Origin of the sequence: Streptomyces sp. NBC_00569 (genome assembly GCF_036345255.1) — a bacterium.
Taxonomy (GTDB): Bacteria; Actinomycetota; Actinomycetes; order Streptomycetales; family Streptomycetaceae; genus Streptomyces.
This window is the reverse complement of record NZ_CP107783.1, coordinates 1,363,262-1,377,441: the sequence shown is the minus strand read 5'-3', so window position 1 is coordinate 1,377,441 and position 14,180 is coordinate 1,363,262. Positions and strand designations below refer to the sequence as shown.

The following is a 14,180-nucleotide window of genomic DNA, read 5'->3' as shown; positions in this document are numbered from 1 at the left end:
GCCTCACCGAGGCGGGGTGTGTACGGCCTGGTCGAGGTCGCGCAGTGACTGCGCCATGAACCAGAGTGTGGGTGCCCACAGGCCGACGAAGAGGGCACGTCGCTCGGCGTTGCCGCGTCCGTCCTGGTCGAAGCTCGCGGCGCGCATCCAGAAGACGGTGCACAGGCCCACTGAGCCCATTGCGGCAAGGTGCAGTTGCGCACTGCGCAACCCCCATCGGTGCATCACCTGTGCGACGTCCGCCATTCAGCCCTCCTGAATCCGAATCAGCATCGAGGACGCGCGGGCGGCGCCTCGAAGCGGCGCCCACCTCGTGCTGTCATGGAGAAATGTCGGGACAAAACGACAGTAGCGGTGGCGCCACTCGCGATGGCCAACCTCAGCTCCGCAAACCGTCGCCGAGGCGGCGGCTGGGCACGTTGCTGCGCTTCCCCATGGGGGTATTGCTGGTTTCTTGGGAGTACATGTGGCGGGTTACCGCGCTGCACCGCACCGAGTGGAGTGGCGACGCCGGCGATCTGCCCCCTTCGCTGCCGGCGGCACACGTCGATGAATTCACCAAGCCGCTGGCCGATGGAGTGGGCCCGATGTTCCATCGGCGCTTCAGCGTCCGAATCGAAAGCGCGGAGATGGGTCCCGAGGAACTGATCGACGCAGTGGCGGCGGATCTGAACGGGCCGGCGCCGTCGACCGTCGCGGTCTTCCACAGGACGCGAGGCAAGCAGGGCAGCCCCGCACGTCCCGGCGACGAGTACCGCGTGCAGATGCCAGGCCCCTGGGACGGTCCTGTCCGCGTGCTCGACCGCGACGCGCTCTCGATCAGGTTGGGCACGCTTCGTGGGCACTTGGAGGCGGGGCAGATCCAGTTCTGGGCCGGGGCCGACGACGACGTGCTGGAGTTCGGCGTCGAGGCATGGTCGAGGGCGGGGGACCGCTGGGCCGACGTCCTCTACAGCCGGCTGCGGGTGGCCAAGGAGATCCAGTTCAACATGTGGGTGCATTTCTGCCTCGGCGCCGCCGGGATGGCCGGCGGACGCCCGCGGGGCGGCGTCACCGTCGACACGCGCCGTGATTCGCAGGATCTCTTGGAGACAGCCCGTGTGTCGCTAATGACCTGAGTCAGAGATTCGGTGGCAGTAGGCGGCGACTTTGTCGAGGAACTCGTCAACCCTTCGTCCAGACGAAGGGTTTGGGGTGGTTGTTCCAGTCGGCTAGCCAGGCGCGGACGTCGCGTTCGAGTGCCTGGACGGAGCGGTGAACACCACGCTTGAGTTTCTTCCGGGTGAGTTCGCCAAACCACCGCTCCACCAGGTTCAGCCATGAGGCGCTGGTGGGTGTGAAGTGCAGGTGGAACCGCGGGTGGGCCAGTAGCCACTTCTTCACACTGGGTGTCTTGTGGGTCGCGTAGTTGTCGAGGACCAGGTGCACCTCGAGTGTGGCCGGCACTGTCTTGTCGACCTTAGCCAGGAATTTCTTGAACTCGGTGGCCCGGTGCCGTCGGTGCAGGGAGCCGATGACTTTCCCGGTGGCCACCTCCAGTGCGGCGAACAGGGTTGTGGTGCCGGATCGGACGTAGTGGTGACTGCGGCGTTCGGGCACCCCCGGCAGTACCGGCTGGGACCGGTCCCGTTGCCTGGATCTGTGATTTCTCGTCCACACACAGCACCACAGCCTTCTCCGGCGGATCCAGGTAGAGGCCGACGCCGTCACGGACCTTGTCGATGAAGTGCGGATCCGTGGACAGCTTGAAGGTCTGCGACCGGTGGGGGGCCAGGGCGAACGCCTGCCAGATCCGCGAGACGGCCGACTGGGACATCCCGGTTGCCGCCGCTCTGACCGGGTTGACCAGTGCGTTGCGTTCTTCGGTGTCTCCTGCAGTGTCTTGACGATGACCCGCTCGACATCCGCGTCGCTGATCTTCCGCGAGACACCCGGACGTGGCTCGTCGCACAAGCCGTCCAGGCCGCGCTCGAGGAAGCGTCGGCGCCAGGTACGAACGCTGTCCGGTGCGACTTTCAGTAGCCGTGACACCTCCATGATGGAGTGGCCGTGCGGGCTCGCAGGGCTTGGCCCGTGTCATACGTGAGGAGCGTGACCGGTCGGCCAGACACGCCCTGCACGGCGAGCGCTCGATCGATGATCTCGTCATCGACGTCCGGTAGACGGGGATGTCCGGGAGGATCGAAGACCGCCTCAACTGTTGGCCCCCTTCCCCTCTGCTCGCCCGCATGGAGCCTGCCCCGCCCTCGGTTGTCCAGGACAGACAGTGTCCAGGACGGCCAGGGTGTAGCCAGATCGCCAGCGTGCCCGCTGCTTGCCCGACTCCTTGAGCTGGTCGAGTTCGTCGATCACAGCGATGAGGACCAGAAGATGAAGCCCGAACCGCGGGTCGGTGCCGAGGAGAGCGTAGAGGTCGGTGTCCTCGAGCTTGGTGGGGTGCTGGATGTAGAAGCTGCTGTCCGCGACGACCAGTTGCTCGACACCGCCCCAGCGTTTGGCGTAGGTGGTGAAGGCGGTGATGGCGGCGTCGAAATCCTCGATTCGTTGGTCAAATTCGAGGTTGATCAGCGGAGAACATCAACTTGGCCTGACCTTCCCCACCCGAGCCCATCATCGCGGAGTTGGTGCCGCAGCGGCGGAGCTGCCGTCAGTCACTGTGAGCCCTTGCCGGGGATGCCGTGTGCGTCCCCGCCTTCTTGCGAGGCTCGGGTGGGGGCTGCTTTGCGGAATGTGCGCCAGGGAACCCCGCGAGACAGCCTGCGGCTCCGCGCCGGAGGCGACTGGGAACGTCAGCCACCAGCAAAGGCCGTTGCCCAGGCCGCAGCGATGATCGCGCCGGCGGACACCGCCAGTATCAGGACCCGCACGGCCCATCGCCCGCGGGCGGCGGAAGGGCGCGGACATTCCCTGCCGTCGCCTGCGGAAAGTGCTGTCCCCGCTGTCCACGGCGCATCGATTGTCCGCACTGGCCGGCGTTGCTGGTCCGCTCGAGCGGGGGAGTCGGCCATCATCCAGTACGCATCTAGCAGGGCGGCAGGAACGGTAGTTCCCAGAATGCCGCCCGCGTCTTCGTCCGGTTCCATGCTCGAGGCAACGAAGGCAGCGCGATGAGGAAACGGTCCATGTCCACCCCTTGCCCCCGCCTCCTCCGGAGGTGTGAAGGGGCTTGACGGGGCCTGCGGGCCCGTGACCGGCCGTCCAGATGAGGGGAACAACATCCCGCGGCTGCGCTGCCGAACCGCAGGACTCACAGCCTGCGACATACCCCAAACTGTGCGGCTCCGGCTTCCCTCGCACCCAAATTCTGGGGGCCACCATATAGTCCCTCAGGACCGGTCTTCAGCTGTTCTGAAAGCGCGAGATGGGTCTCACTGCCTGATGAGCGGATGTGTCGTCAGGGCGTCTGGGCACGGCGCGGGCCAGGGGTTCGAGGTCGCCGTAGAGGGCGGTGTGCGGGGCTGCCGCCAGTCCGCGGGCCCTGGGCTTGCTGTCCACGTCGTGCAGCACCAAGTAGACGAGCCCGGCGGAGGAATCGGGGCGGGCCTTGGCGCTCGACTGAGATGAACATGACACGCTGCTCTTTGGCAGCCCTGAACGCGGCGTTGAACGGCCCGTTGCGTCCGGGATCCGGGCGGCTGGGCAGTGGCTGCATGAGGAGCGTCCTGTGCCATGCGGAAACTCATCCTATCTTGTGGGGCTCGGAAAGTCGTCGCTGCAGGTCAAGCGGCATAGTGGTACTCGTTGATGACGCTGCCAAGGACGCGGGTGCGCAGGAGTCTGCGGCCTTCGAGTGCGTGCACGGCGATGGGCTGTTGGTCCGCGCCTGGCGGTAGTTGGTTGCGGGTCCGGTGGGGGCGGTGCTTGTTGTAGTGCTGTTCGTAGGCGGCCAGGACCTGTCGGGCGTGGGCTTTGTTTGTGGTGAGGACATGGTCGAGGACCTCGCGCCGGATGCTGCCGATCACCCGCTCCTAGTGGGCGAGGGGTCTGGGGCGCGCTCTTGAGGATCTCCATCCCCTCGGCCTGGAAGACGGCGTTGGAGGTCTGCCCGTACTTGCCGTCGCGGTCACGCAGCAGGAAGCGCAGGAACTCCATGCGTGTGCCCAGGTCGGGGGCAACGTTCCGGGCCTGCTGCACCGCCCATTCGCGGGCGGAGTGTGCGGTGACGCCGGTGATGTGCAGGCGCCTGGTGCGGTGTTCGAGGAACGCCGTCGGGTACTGCCTGTGTCCGACGGCGGTGTCGAGATGGAAGATGTCGACGGCGTTGATGCCCTGGGCCTGGTTGGTGAGGGACTCTCTCCAGGTCGGGCCGGTATGGCGCGGGGCGGGTCGATGCCCGCATCGTGCAGGATCTCCCAGACCGTGGACGCGGCGATTGGGTGCCCGAGTGGGGTCAGCTCGCCGTGGACCCGCCTGTGCCCCACTGTGCGTTCTTTTGAGCGAGCTGCAGGATCGGCTTCTTGAGCGCCGCCCTGGTATGGGCGGCGGGCGTCCTGTGCGGTGCGCCGGGCGCTGTGGTCCCACTCCGCCGCGATGAACCTGCGATGCCGGGCCAGCAGCGTGCCAGGCGTGACGGGGAAGATCTCGCGCCGGCGGCGACGGGATTTCAGGCCGGAGAGGGCGGCCAGCCAGAACCGGTCCTATCTTCGGCAGGCGCAGGGTCAGCTGCTACAACGGCGCGCGTAGCGCGCTGCGCTGGTCGCGCCAGGCTCCCAAGAGCTGTCGTCCGAGGTGTTCTTCCAGGAGCACGGTGGCTTGGACACCGAAGGCGATGTCTGGCTCGAGCGTGGGTTCGCTTGCTCGCAGCCCGCCGATGACATCGCGACGCACTACCTGTTCGTGGACCGCGTCGGCCTCCACGTGCTCGTCGTAGAAGCGGGCCGCGGCCGGTCCCGCGCCGGTACGCCGCAGGGCCGAGGCCAGTCGCCGCGATCTCGGGGGCGACGTTACTTCGACAGCGGCGAAGTGCCCCACCAGGGCTCCGCGCAGAGCACGGTGGAGGCCGAACAGAGACATGACGTTGACGGTGGCCAGGGCTTCCGCTGGAGCCGTTTCGACATAGTGCCCGTAGGCGGTGTGCAGGCCGAGGTCCGCCATGAGGTCGGCGAAGAGCTGGGCGTGGATGCCCTCCGGGTGTCCCGCGCCGAACTCGTCGAACTCAACGGCCACCATGGCGGCTTTGGCGCGACCGTACAGACGGGGGAGGACCCAGGCGTGGGGGTCGGCTTCCTTGAGGTGATAGAGGGAGCGCACGGCCGCGTACTTCCTGAGCTGCTCCAACGTGCCGTCCCTCTGCAGGTAGTGGCTGACGCTCGACTCGTCGTGACGGACGGGCTCCACCAGAAGCGGGGCAAGGGCCTCGTCGGCATCGGTCCGTGGCGGCACGTCCGTGCGCAGCGCGTCGAGGAAGCGCTGTTCGAGCAGACCGCGCAGGGCGAGCAGCTCCGGATTCCACTCGTTTCGTCGCTGACGCCGTCGAAGCCCTGGTAGTGCAGCTCGTAGAGAACGTATAGAGCGAGCTGGAGATCGTCTCCGTATGGGTCGACAGTGCGCGGCAATGCGAGCGGCAGTGGCGCCGTGGCGGCGCCGCCGAGCGCTTTGAGGACTGTGGTCGACAATTCGCCCCGGGGCTGGGGGAGTGGGGGGCTGCGACCGCGTGGCTCCTGGCCGTCCGGATGCATGAGGGGGTCCTTCCTCAGGCCTCGGAGTCCGATGCGGGCGGGGGTGCGTGGTCGGTCTGGGGTTTCGTGCGGCGCCGGTGGCTGGTGTCGCACCACGGGTAGTTACGGCTTCGCCGGCACGTGCAGATTGCGACGGTGAAGCGTTGCGAGACGAATACGGCGCCGTCGTCAACTACTACTTCTACGGGGCCCTCCACCGGCAAGGGGCCGTCAGGGTCGACGGTGATGTGGCGTGCGCGTTCAGAACTTTTCGGCACGGATGACCACCAGCTCTTCCCAGCTCTCCTCGCCCACGAGTCCTCGGCGGCGCAGCCACGCCGTCCGGGAGCGCAGGACCGGGCCGAAGGGGATGCGGGCTCGGTCGACGACGGCGGGGTGGAGTCCTGTGCCGGCGAGCCGCTCGAGCGTGGCCTCGGTGCCGGACAGTGCCGACTGCACCAGCAGCAGGACTCCGCTCGGCCGCAAGGCTGCGGGGGCGGCGTCACAGATACGGTCCACCAAGGCGCGTCCGTCGGGTCCCGCGTCCCACGAGCGTGCCTTGCCACGACGCGGCAGGCTGACCGAAGGGCAGGGCACGTACGGCGGATTACTGACGATGATGTCGTATGAGCGACCTTGGAGCCCGCTGGTCAGGTCTCCGCGGCGGACGGTGACGTGATGCCGTGACAGGCGCGCGTTGAGACGCGCGGCCCACACAGCACGCCACGAGATGTCGATAGCGGTCACACAGTCTCCCATGCGCGCGGCCTGGACGGCGAGCGCTCCGCTGCCGGTCCCCAGATCCAGCACACCGGTGGTGGGACCTATGTTCTACCCGCACAGCGCCCGGACGAGTATCTGCGTTTCGCTCTGCGGTGCGTACACGCCGGGCGGCGTGAGCAAGCGGGGCGGGTGTGACGGGGCCGGTGCTGACTGGCCTCTGCGGTCATCGGATTCCACTCCGTGTGGACATCGTGCGTGACTACTGTGGCACCGGGTGCCCTGTGGGGTGAGATCCACACGTGCGGCCTCTTGTGGTGGATGTTGTGCTGCCGAAGCGGCGCTGGGTTGCGGCGGCACCTCAAGCAGAGGGTGCTCGCGGTACACCTCTGGACGACGACCGGCGGTTGCTGCGTAGACTCGCCGGCTTGGTCGCAGACCATGATCGTCACCAAGGATGCCTACACCGACCCGGTCTTCCAGGCACGACGGAGCGCGCCGTCGAAGACCCGGCACTGGACAAAGCGACGAAGACTCTGCGGGAACGGGAACCTCCCAGCACGCAGTGCCTCATCGCCCGCGTCATGACCAAAATCATCCATGATCAGGTGTGGCCGGGATCGACACTGCCCTTCGGCGGCCCCACGCGCGCCCTGCGGATAGCCGAGCGCGCCGCGTCCGCCGTGCTGCGGCGCGCAGCGGACGAGGTGCCCGGCGTCACTACCGTCAGTTGTCGCCTTGCCTGATCTGACCTCTTCACGGGTGTGCGCGTGAGCATGCCCCTGACCGCCGAAATGAACCGCCCTTTGCCTGAGACGGTCGGACTGGTGCGCCGCTCGGTAGCAGACACCTGCGGCCATATCCTGGGCATGGTGGTGACCGCCGTCGACATCACGGTGGTCGAGGTCCACCACGCATCCGTGTAGCCGTACCCAACTGCAGCAGACCAAGCCGCGTCCGGTGCGCGCTGTCGCCCTTCGTCAAACCGCCGCAGCGGCGCCGCCAGCGATTCCGCGCTGCTGCTTCCGCGCAGACCAGAGGTTGATTGCCGCCGCGACCGTGGGGTGGCCGCGGCCCGGCAAGCCGCGTGAGCGTCCTGCAGTCTCAGATGGGAACCACGACCGGATCCTCTGGAAGCGTGAGAAGCCCAGCAGGTATTACGTCAACAGCCCCCGGGGACGCTGACGTGGCCAATAGCTTGCCGAGCGCACACCAAATGCCCGGATCAGCAGGTGACGGGCCTTGAGGCGCGAGCAACCCGATCCGACGCGTGCGCTCGTCTGCTCCGCTCGAAGTGCGCTAAGCCCGACATTGGTCAGACTTGTATTCATGGCAGAAGAACGTCGGCCGCGCGCCGGGAAGTCCTCGACGACAGCCGCTCGCCGCTCACCGCCCATGCGGGGAGCAGGCCAAGCCGCGCGGGCTGCCTGCCGGAGCCTGGAGGGGCTCATCAGCCATCCCACGGAGGGCGTATCGGCCGTGAAGCGCCTCGATGACGGTTGGTGCGTCGTCGTGGACGTCCTTGAGCTGCCCCGGATTCCGGACACTACGAGCCTTCTCGCCTCGTACGAGGTGCAGCTCGACCAGGACGGTGAACTCATGGAGTACTGCAGGGTCCGCCGCTACCGGCGCGGATCCGCCGATGAGTGACCCTGGTTTGTCGACAATCGGAAGGACACCCCATGCCTGCGACCACCTACTCCGATGAGGTAGTGGCGTGCCCACCACGCGCCGGCACGTTGTACGACGTGCTCGAACTCATCCTCGATCGGGGCATGGTGATCGACGTGTTCGTTCGGGTCTCCCTGGTCGGCATCGAGATCCTCAAGATTGACGCGCGCATCGTTGTCGCGAGTGTGGACACCTACCTGCGGTTCGCCGAGGCCTGCAACCGGCTGGACCTGGAACGGGACTCGGGCAGCACCACCGTTCCTGAGCTGCTGAGCGGCAGTGCCGCCAAGTCCATCGGCAAACGGAAGGTCCGCAAGGCCGCGGAGACCGTGGGTGACACCGTGCGCAAGGCAGTCGGGGGCCACGACGACGACTCCGACGAGCAGGACGACGACGAAGCAGAGCAGCAGGAACGGCCACGGAAGCGGCGTGCTCCAGCCCGTGGCAGTTCGCGTCGACGACCGGTGGAGGCCTGAGTCGTGACAACCGATGGGGTATACGTATACGCGATCATTCGGGCGGGAAGACCGCTGCCGGCTGACTCATGCGGGGTAGGCAGCCCTGCCGCCCATCTGCGAGTGATTCGGCAGGGCCGGGTCGCCGCTGTCGTCAGCGAGGCGCCCGCGAACCTCCGCGCTAGACGACGCGACCTCTTGGCTCATCAGGAGCTTTTGCTGCGCCTCACGGGCCGAGGCCCTGTTCTTCCCATGCGATTTGGGATGGTGGCACCGGACGAGGCGGCGGTACGCGATCAGTTGGCAGCCTGCGAGGCGGACCACGTGGCCGTACTCGAGCATCTCGCGGACGGGGTCGAGGTCAACGTCAAGGCATTTCCGGCACAGAATGCGCTGAGAAGCCTCCTTGAGGAGGACAAGAACGTCCGCCGACTGCGAGATGAGGCGCGCCACAGGCCCGGCTACGAAGCCAACGTCCGATTGGGCGAAGCCGTCGCGAGTGCTCTGGAAAGCAGGGCGGCCGCAGCCGGTCGGCAAGTGCTGCGCGAGCTCACGTCCAAGGCGCGTGCCGTGGCCTCGGGACCGGAGGTCCACGGATGCGTGCTCAACGTGTCGTTCCTGGTAAGCCGTGGCGACAGCGACGGCTTCCGAAGCACAGCAGAGCAATTCGCCGAGGCGCACCGTGAACGCGTCGAGTTGCGTCTTGCCGGCCCGCTGCCCTGCTACAGCTTTGTCTCCACTGAAGGCACTTCTGTTCGGACCGTCGGAGTCTGACATGGGTCTGATCACCGGAATTCTCACACTCCCCATTGCGCCGGTCCGCGGTGTGATCTGGGTGGCAGAAAAGCTCAGCGACGCAGCTGAGCGAGAGCTGCACGACCCGGGAGTGCTCCGCGCCCAGCTGGCTCTGCTGAACCGCGAACTTGAAGACGGGGACATCAGCTTGGAGGAGTTCGAACGAGAAGAGGAACGACTGCTCGATCGACTGTATTCCACACGGGTTGGTCCCGCTCCGAACGATCGAAGGTGACAGGCTCATGAATGAAAAGGAAAAGGTGGCGCTTGCTGCTGCTGTAGTGGGCGGCTATGTACTGGGTCGAACGAAGAAGGGTCGCATGGCTCTGTCCATTGCGACCTATCTGGCAGGCCGGAGGTTCGGTCTTGACCCTCGCCAGCTTGCAGCCGAGGGGATGCGCAGGTTGGGAGATATTCCCCAGTTTGCTGATCTGCAGGAGCAGTTGCGAGGGGAAGTCCTCCAAGCGGGGCGTCAGGCAGTGGCTGCCGCTGCCGACCGCGGGATGAGCACGCTTGCCGGCGCCATCAGCGATCGCACGGCCCGGCTCGGCGAGATCGCGGACGAGGACGAGGAAGAGGACGAGGAGGAGTACGCGCCGGAAGAGGAAGACGCGGAGTACGAGGAAGAGGACGAGCCGGAGGCCGAGTACGAAGAGGACCAGGCCGAGGAAGAGGACGAGGAAGAGGAAGAGCCGGAGGCCGAGTACGAGGAGGAGGAGGAAGAGGAGGAAGAGGAGGAAGAGCCTGAAGAGGAGGCGCGGCCGCAGCGGCGCCGCAGGGCATCCGCAGCAGCAACATCCAAGAAGGCCGCACCCGCCCGCGCGAAGAAGAGTCGGGCAGCCAAAGCCGCGCCGCAGAAGTCTGCGGCCAAGAAGACGGCGGCGAAGAAGTCCGCACCCGCCAAGAAGTCTGCGGCCAAGAAGACGGCGGCGAAGAAGTCCGCACCCGCCAAGAAGTCTGCGGCCAAGAAGACAGCGGCGAAGAAGTCCGCACCCGCCAAGAAGAGCGCGGCCAAGAAGACAGCGGCGAAGAAGTCCGCACCCGCCAAGAAGAGCGCGGCCAGGAAAACGACGTCATCGAAGCGATCAGCATCCAAGCGCGCCGATCGTCGGAGGTAGTCAGCCATGACCAAGACGGAGAAAGACCAACCCACTGAGGAAACTTCGGGTATGGACCAGCTCCGCGAAGAGCTGTCCAAGTTCCTCTCCGCGCAAGTGGAAAATCTCGCCGAGAAGGCGGGAGAGAAACTGACCGACGTGACCGAGAAGCTCACCGACGCGTCCGAGTCCGGTTCGCTTCCGGCGATAGGATCCCGCATCCTGCAGGGCGACTCCCCGGTGAAGGCATTCATTTCAGAAAAGGCAAAAGGCGTCAAGGACAACGTCGTGGGGAAGGTGAAGGACGCCTTTGGCGGGGGGAAGGGGAAACGCAAGTCCAGCGGCGGCAAGGTCATGAACATCATCGAGGTTCTCGATGTAGGGGTGCCCCTGCGCGACGCTTACGACTATTGGACGCAGTACGACCAATTCAGCAGCTTCGCGAAGGGTGTTCGCGACGTCTCCAAGAGTGACGAGGTCGGGAGCGATTGGAAGGTTAAAGTCGGTCCATCCTCGCGAAGCTTCAAAGCGACTGTTCAGGAGCAGATTCCCGACGACCGTATTGTCTGGACCTCCGAAGGAGCCAAGGGCACCACTCGCGGCGCGGTCAGCTTCCATGAACTGGCACCCACCCTGACCCGAATCGTCCTCGTCGTGGAGTACTACCCATCAGGGTTCTTCGAGAAGACCGGCAACCTATGGCGGGCCCAAGGGCGCCGTATGCGACTGGACTTCAAGAACTTCCAGCGGTACGTCAGCCTCACCAATGAAGAACCCGAAGGCTGGCGCGGCGAAATCCGTGACGGTGAAGTCGTCGTGTCGCACGAGGACGCCATGGAAGAAGAGGACGCCGAGCAGGAAGAGCAGGAAGGCGCCGACTCCGGTTACGAGGACGAAGCCGAAGGTGCCTACGAGGACGAGGACGAGGACGAGGACGAGGGCGAGGGCGAGGACGAGGGAGCGGAGGACGAAGAATCCGACGCCGACGGCGAATACGAGGACGAAGACGAGATGGAGGAGGACGAGGAGGACGAGGACGAGTCTGCTTCCAAGAAGCGAGGAGGAAAGAGGCGGCGTCGTGACTGACGTCGACTTGCGGCAGACGTCCTATACCGCATCCGGCCCGCAGACCGCCAATCTCGCCGACATCCTCGAACGTGTTCTCGATAAAGGGATCGTGATCGCCGGGGATATCAAGATCGAACTCCTCGACATCGAGCTGCTCACCATCCGGATCCGACTGTTCGTGGCCTCCGTAGATACCGCGAAGAAGGCCGGAATCGACTGGTGGGAAACCGATCCGGCACTCAGCTCGCGCGCTTCCCGCAGCGCCCTGCAGGACGAGAATCGCGCGTTGCGAGAACGTCTGGAGGTGCTCGAATCCAAAACGAAGGACGAATCGCCCGAGCAGCGACCCAAGTGACCCCGCAGCGAAATTCCCCGTCCAGCAAGGATCAAGGAGAACCGAGGCACATGACGGAGCGCGGCCCTGAGCATTCGGACGCCCACGCCACCTACGTGTTCGCGGTTTGCCGGAACCCGGACCCGGCGGCCTTCGTCGGGCTGCCAGGAGTCGCCGACGAGGCGCTCGTGAGCATTCTGCCGATGGAGACACTGACTGCGATCGTCCAGAAGGTCCGAGCTCGCGACTTCACCGACGAGGCCTGGCAGGCACGCCTGTCCGACCAGCGGGAGCTGGAACGTTACGCACGCGCCCACCATGACGTCGTTACTGCGGCTGCCGCCTGCTGCCCTACAGTGCCCTTGCCGCTGGCGACGCTGTACCACGATGAACAGCGGGCGAGGGACGCCCTTACCAACGAGGCGGACCGCTTTCATGCAGCACTAAGGCGCATCGCGCACCATGCCGAATGGGGCGTAAAGGTGTACGCGCCACCCTGCCCACCGGACGATTCGAGCCGTAGGGCCGCGCCGGCCGACCGGTCCCGACCGGCACCCGGCGCCGGCCTTGCTTACCTGGAGCGCAAGCGAGGTGTGCAGGAACGTCGCGACCAGAGCCAGGACGAGGCGCTGCAGGCTGCCGAAACGGTAGATTCCGAAGTCCGTCTCCTCGCCACGGCGTCCCGCAGATTGCGACCGCATGCCCCCCAGCTCTCCGTGGAACGGCGGATCCAGGTCCTCAATGCAACCTATCTGGTAGCCGAACAGCGCGCCGACGAACTCGCCCTGCTGACACGGTCGTTGCGAGCACGGACCGGGGTGGAGATCGAGCTGTCGGGGCCGTGGGTGCCCTACTCGTTTATTGGTGAGGTGTAGACCGTGACCTACGACGACGTGGCGCCTTGGGACAGCCCCGGGCCACTAAACGGCCCCATCGGGGTGCCTCTCGTCGATCTGTTGGACCGACTCCTGGCCACCGGGGTGGTCATCAGCGGCGACCTGGTCATCGCTATCGCCGACGTTCCCCTGGTGCGCCTGTCGCTTCATGCTCTGTTGTCGTCCGTCAACGAACGCGTTCCGGCGCCCTGGGCGGACGGAGGCCCGTTGTGACCGGATCTCGACTTGATCTTGACTCCGACAAGGTGGGACGTGACCTCGTCGCCTTCGTGCTCACCGTGGTCGAGCTCCTCCGGCAATTGATGGAGCGGCAGGCAATTCGACGTGTCGATCAAGGCGATCTCAGCGATGCGCAGGCTGACGAGATCGGAACCACCCTGATGCTGCTCGACCAGCGGATGGCAGAACTCTGCGAGCAGCACGGAGTCCGGCCGGAGGATCTCAACCTCGACCTCGGGCCACTCGGAACCTTGCTGCCGCGGAGCTGATGTTGCAGCCTGCGGCCTACGAGCGACTCGAGTACCGGGCATCACGTGGAACCTGCACCATCGATCTCGTGGCGTAGACCGCACATGCGGCAGAAGTTGATCTCGAGATGGATCACCAGTAGGGCCGTCGGCCGCCGACTGCGTGGCCGACGCTCCCCAGAATCCACAGCACAACTCCGATGATCACCAGGATGCCTCCGATGGTCCAGAGAAATGCTGATGCCTGCCAGAAGCCCGATGATGAGCAGAATAACTCCGAGGATGATCATCTTGTCCTCCGCTCAACTCCCTGGTCGCCGGATGCCCATGAGTTCAGACGCCGAAATGGAGTTTTGAGCAGGGGCGCGCCCCTCGCGCGAGCTGTGCTCTTGCGCCTTCGCGGAAGCACCTGGCGTCCAATGTCATGATTGCGTCAGCGGTTGAAGGAGCCCTTGGAGTGCTCCTTGCTTGGACATCGGGGCAGGGGCGAATGCCGGCTGCTCCCAGCGCGTCTGTTCGCCCCGGCACCTCATGGACGAGGCCAGGCAGCAGCGCCTCGTCATCGCGTACGAGACTCTGCGTCTTCGGATCTTGCGCCAGGCAGAGGATTCCATTCGTCAGCGATACGCGAGCCCGATTGCGCGAGGTATCTATCGGATGACGAAGGAACCCTCCGTGATAGGCGGGTACTCAGTTCCAGCAGGTACTTTGCTCATCATTGGTGTGGACGTTTGCGACAGGGGCACGTCAGCATTTCCGGATGCTCACAGATTTGACCCCACTCGCGGTCGGGATTTCGAACATCTTACGTTCGGCCGCGGGCGGCACTCATGCCTGGGTATTCCAGTCACACGCCTGATTGCGGCGCAGGCCCTGCGCGCGTTTCCCTCGGGAACAACGAGTTTCGGCCTGGTCGTGGAGCCGTCAGCGCTGCGTTTCCACGACGCTATGGTCATGAACGGCCTCGCCGAACTCCCGATTTGGGTTGAGTGCCCGAACTAAGACTTGTCCCGTAAACGA

The 14,180-nt window shown here is 65.6% G+C and carries 18 protein-coding genes and 4 pseudogenes; 14 read left to right on the top strand and 8 right to left on the bottom strand.

Translation table 11 applies throughout. The features are described from left to right. Positions 1-3 precede the first annotated feature (3 nt). The gene (locus tag OHO83_RS06405; protein ID WP_266677994.1) at positions 4-180 is read right to left on the bottom strand and encodes a hypothetical protein; all 177 of its coding nucleotides are present in this window, start codon (positions 178-180) and stop codon (positions 4-6) included. A 254-nt stretch (positions 181-434) separates the two neighbouring features. Here OHO83_RS06405 and OHO83_RS06400 point away from each other — a divergent pair, with 254 nt between their 5' ends. Further along, positions 435-1,118 (top strand): DUF1990 family protein, encoded by a 684-nt coding sequence (locus tag OHO83_RS06400; RefSeq protein ID WP_266677996.1) that lies wholly within the window; start codon positions 435-437, stop codon positions 1,116-1,118. Here the strand turns inward: OHO83_RS06400 and OHO83_RS06395 are convergent. The 6 genes and pseudogenes from OHO83_RS06395 to OHO83_RS06370 form a co-directional block, all read right to left on the bottom strand. Further along, a pseudogene (locus tag OHO83_RS06395) lies at positions 1,107-2,061 on the bottom strand (IS630 family transposase); the annotation flags it as partial. The gene OHO83_RS06400 and the pseudogene OHO83_RS06395 sit on opposite strands and share 12 nt — an antisense overlap. 1,278 nt (positions 2,062-3,339) lie before the next feature. Continuing rightward, the gene (locus tag OHO83_RS06390) at positions 3,340-3,573 is read right to left on the bottom strand and encodes a hypothetical protein (RefSeq protein WP_266677998.1); all 234 of its coding nucleotides are present in this window, start codon (positions 3,571-3,573) and stop codon (positions 3,340-3,342) included. 146 nt (positions 3,574-3,719) lie between these two features. Beyond that, a complete protein-coding gene (locus tag OHO83_RS06385) occupies positions 3,720-3,962 on the bottom strand; it encodes an integrase core domain-containing protein (RefSeq protein WP_266678000.1) in 243 nt (80 codons plus the stop codon). 703 nt (positions 3,963-4,665) lie between these two features. Then, positions 4,666-5,678 (bottom strand): annotated as a pseudogene (locus tag OHO83_RS06380) (iron-containing redox enzyme family protein). A gap of 14 nt (positions 5,679-5,692) precedes the next feature. Continuing rightward, positions 5,693-5,875 (bottom strand): CDGSH iron-sulfur domain-containing protein, encoded by a 183-nt coding sequence (locus OHO83_RS06375; RefSeq protein ID WP_266680170.1) that lies wholly within the window; start codon positions 5,873-5,875, stop codon positions 5,693-5,695. A 43-nt stretch (positions 5,876-5,918) separates the two neighbouring features. Further along, positions 5,919-6,560, bottom strand: a pseudogene (locus OHO83_RS06370) (HemK2/MTQ2 family protein methyltransferase). A 401-nt stretch (positions 6,561-6,961) separates the two neighbouring features. Between OHO83_RS06370 and OHO83_RS06365 the strand changes: the two are divergent. The 12 genes from OHO83_RS06365 to OHO83_RS06305 all read left to right on the top strand — a co-directional run bounded on the left by OHO83_RS06365 (position 6,962) and on the right by OHO83_RS06305 (position 13,181). After that, the gene (locus OHO83_RS06365; RefSeq protein ID WP_266678002.1) at positions 6,962-7,123 is read left to right on the top strand and encodes a hypothetical protein; all 162 of its coding nucleotides are present in this window, start codon (positions 6,962-6,964) and stop codon (positions 7,121-7,123) included. A gap of 24 nt (positions 7,124-7,147) precedes the next feature. Then, positions 7,148-7,303 carry a hypothetical protein gene (locus tag OHO83_RS06360; RefSeq protein WP_266678004.1) on the top strand — a complete coding sequence of 52 codons (156 nt, stop codon included), beginning with the start codon at positions 7,148-7,150 and terminating at the stop codon, positions 7,301-7,303. 403 nt (positions 7,304-7,706) lie between these two features. Continuing rightward, the gene (locus OHO83_RS06355) at positions 7,707-8,027 is read left to right on the top strand and encodes a gas vesicle protein GvpO (protein ID WP_266678006.1); all 321 of its coding nucleotides are present in this window, start codon (positions 7,707-7,709) and stop codon (positions 8,025-8,027) included. 32 nt (positions 8,028-8,059) lie between these two features. Continuing rightward, entirely contained in the window at positions 8,060-8,524 is a 465-nt protein-coding gene (gene gvpJ, locus OHO83_RS06350; RefSeq protein ID WP_100592665.1) for a gas vesicle protein GvpJ, read from the top strand. A gap of 3 nt (positions 8,525-8,527) precedes the next feature. Continuing rightward, positions 8,528-9,277, top strand: coding sequence for a GvpL/GvpF family gas vesicle protein (locus OHO83_RS06345; RefSeq protein WP_266678008.1), 750 nt, complete (start codon positions 8,528-8,530; stop codon positions 9,275-9,277). Between the two features lies 1 nt (position 9,278). Next, positions 9,279-9,533 carry a gas vesicle protein GvpG gene (locus OHO83_RS06340; protein WP_266678009.1) on the top strand — a complete coding sequence of 85 codons (255 nt, stop codon included), beginning with the start codon at positions 9,279-9,281 and terminating at the stop codon, positions 9,531-9,533. A 7-nt stretch (positions 9,534-9,540) separates the two neighbouring features. Then, positions 9,541-10,416 (top strand): histone protein, encoded by an 876-nt coding sequence (locus OHO83_RS06335; RefSeq protein WP_266678011.1) that lies wholly within the window; start codon positions 9,541-9,543, stop codon positions 10,414-10,416. Between the two features lie 6 nt (positions 10,417-10,422). After that, the gene (locus OHO83_RS06330) at positions 10,423-11,481 is read left to right on the top strand and encodes an SRPBCC family protein (protein ID WP_330278856.1); all 1,059 of its coding nucleotides are present in this window, start codon (positions 10,423-10,425) and stop codon (positions 11,479-11,481) included. Then, positions 11,474-11,818 carry a gas vesicle protein gene (locus OHO83_RS06325; protein WP_266678015.1) on the top strand — a complete coding sequence of 115 codons (345 nt, stop codon included), beginning with the start codon at positions 11,474-11,476 and terminating at the stop codon, positions 11,816-11,818. Before OHO83_RS06330 ends, OHO83_RS06325 begins: the two co-directional genes overlap by 8 nt. Before the next feature lie 50 nt (positions 11,819-11,868). Beyond that, a complete protein-coding gene (locus OHO83_RS06320) occupies positions 11,869-12,672 on the top strand; it encodes a GvpL/GvpF family gas vesicle protein (protein WP_266678017.1) in 804 nt (267 codons plus the stop codon). A 3-nt stretch (positions 12,673-12,675) separates the two neighbouring features. Then, on the top strand, positions 12,676-12,906 hold the full coding sequence (locus tag OHO83_RS06310; RefSeq protein WP_266678019.1) for a gas vesicle protein: 231 nt from the start codon (positions 12,676-12,678) through the stop codon (positions 12,904-12,906). Further along, positions 12,903-13,181 carry a gas vesicle protein K gene (locus OHO83_RS06305; protein WP_116501129.1) on the top strand — a complete coding sequence of 93 codons (279 nt, stop codon included), beginning with the start codon at positions 12,903-12,905 and terminating at the stop codon, positions 13,179-13,181. Before OHO83_RS06310 ends, OHO83_RS06305 begins: the two co-directional genes overlap by 4 nt. Before the next feature lie 112 nt (positions 13,182-13,293). Here the strand turns inward: OHO83_RS06305 and OHO83_RS06300 are convergent. After that, a pseudogene (locus OHO83_RS06300) lies at positions 13,294-13,450 on the bottom strand (DUF6131 family protein). A gap of 241 nt (positions 13,451-13,691) precedes the next feature. Between OHO83_RS06300 and OHO83_RS46895 the strand changes: the two are divergent. Further along, positions 13,692-14,162, top strand: a complete 471-nt coding sequence (locus OHO83_RS46895; RefSeq protein WP_353963513.1) for a cytochrome P450 — start codon at positions 13,692-13,694, stop codon at positions 14,160-14,162. The last annotated feature ends 18 nt before the right edge of the window (positions 14,163-14,180 follow it).

Coding starts and splice junctions, on each gene's coding strand:
- OHO83_RS06340 (WP_266678009.1), top strand. CDS start 9,279: ATGGGTCTGATCACCGGAATTCTCACACTCCCCATTGCGCCGGTCCGC.
- OHO83_RS06335 (WP_266678011.1), top strand. CDS start 9,541: ATGAATGAAAAGGAAAAGGTGGCGCTTGCTGCTGCTGTAGTGGGCGGC.
- OHO83_RS06320 (WP_266678017.1), top strand. CDS start 11,869: ATGACGGAGCGCGGCCCTGAGCATTCGGACGCCCACGCCACCTACGTG.
- OHO83_RS06355 (WP_266678006.1), top strand. CDS start 7,707: ATGGCAGAAGAACGTCGGCCGCGCGCCGGGAAGTCCTCGACGACAGCC.
- gvpJ (WP_100592665.1), top strand. CDS start 8,060: ATGCCTGCGACCACCTACTCCGATGAGGTAGTGGCGTGCCCACCACGC.
- OHO83_RS06330 (WP_330278856.1), top strand. CDS start 10,423: ATGACCAAGACGGAGAAAGACCAACCCACTGAGGAAACTTCGGGTATG.
- OHO83_RS06400 (WP_266677996.1), top strand. CDS start 435: ATGGGGGTATTGCTGGTTTCTTGGGAGTACATGTGGCGGGTTACCGCG.
- OHO83_RS06405 (WP_266677994.1), bottom strand. CDS start 180: ATGGGCTCAGTGGGCCTGTGCACCGTCTTCTGGATGCGCGCCGCGAGC.
- OHO83_RS06365 (WP_266678002.1), top strand. CDS start 6,962: ATGACCAAAATCATCCATGATCAGGTGTGGCCGGGATCGACACTGCCC.
- OHO83_RS46895 (WP_353963513.1), top strand. CDS start 13,692: ATGGACGAGGCCAGGCAGCAGCGCCTCGTCATCGCGTACGAGACTCTG.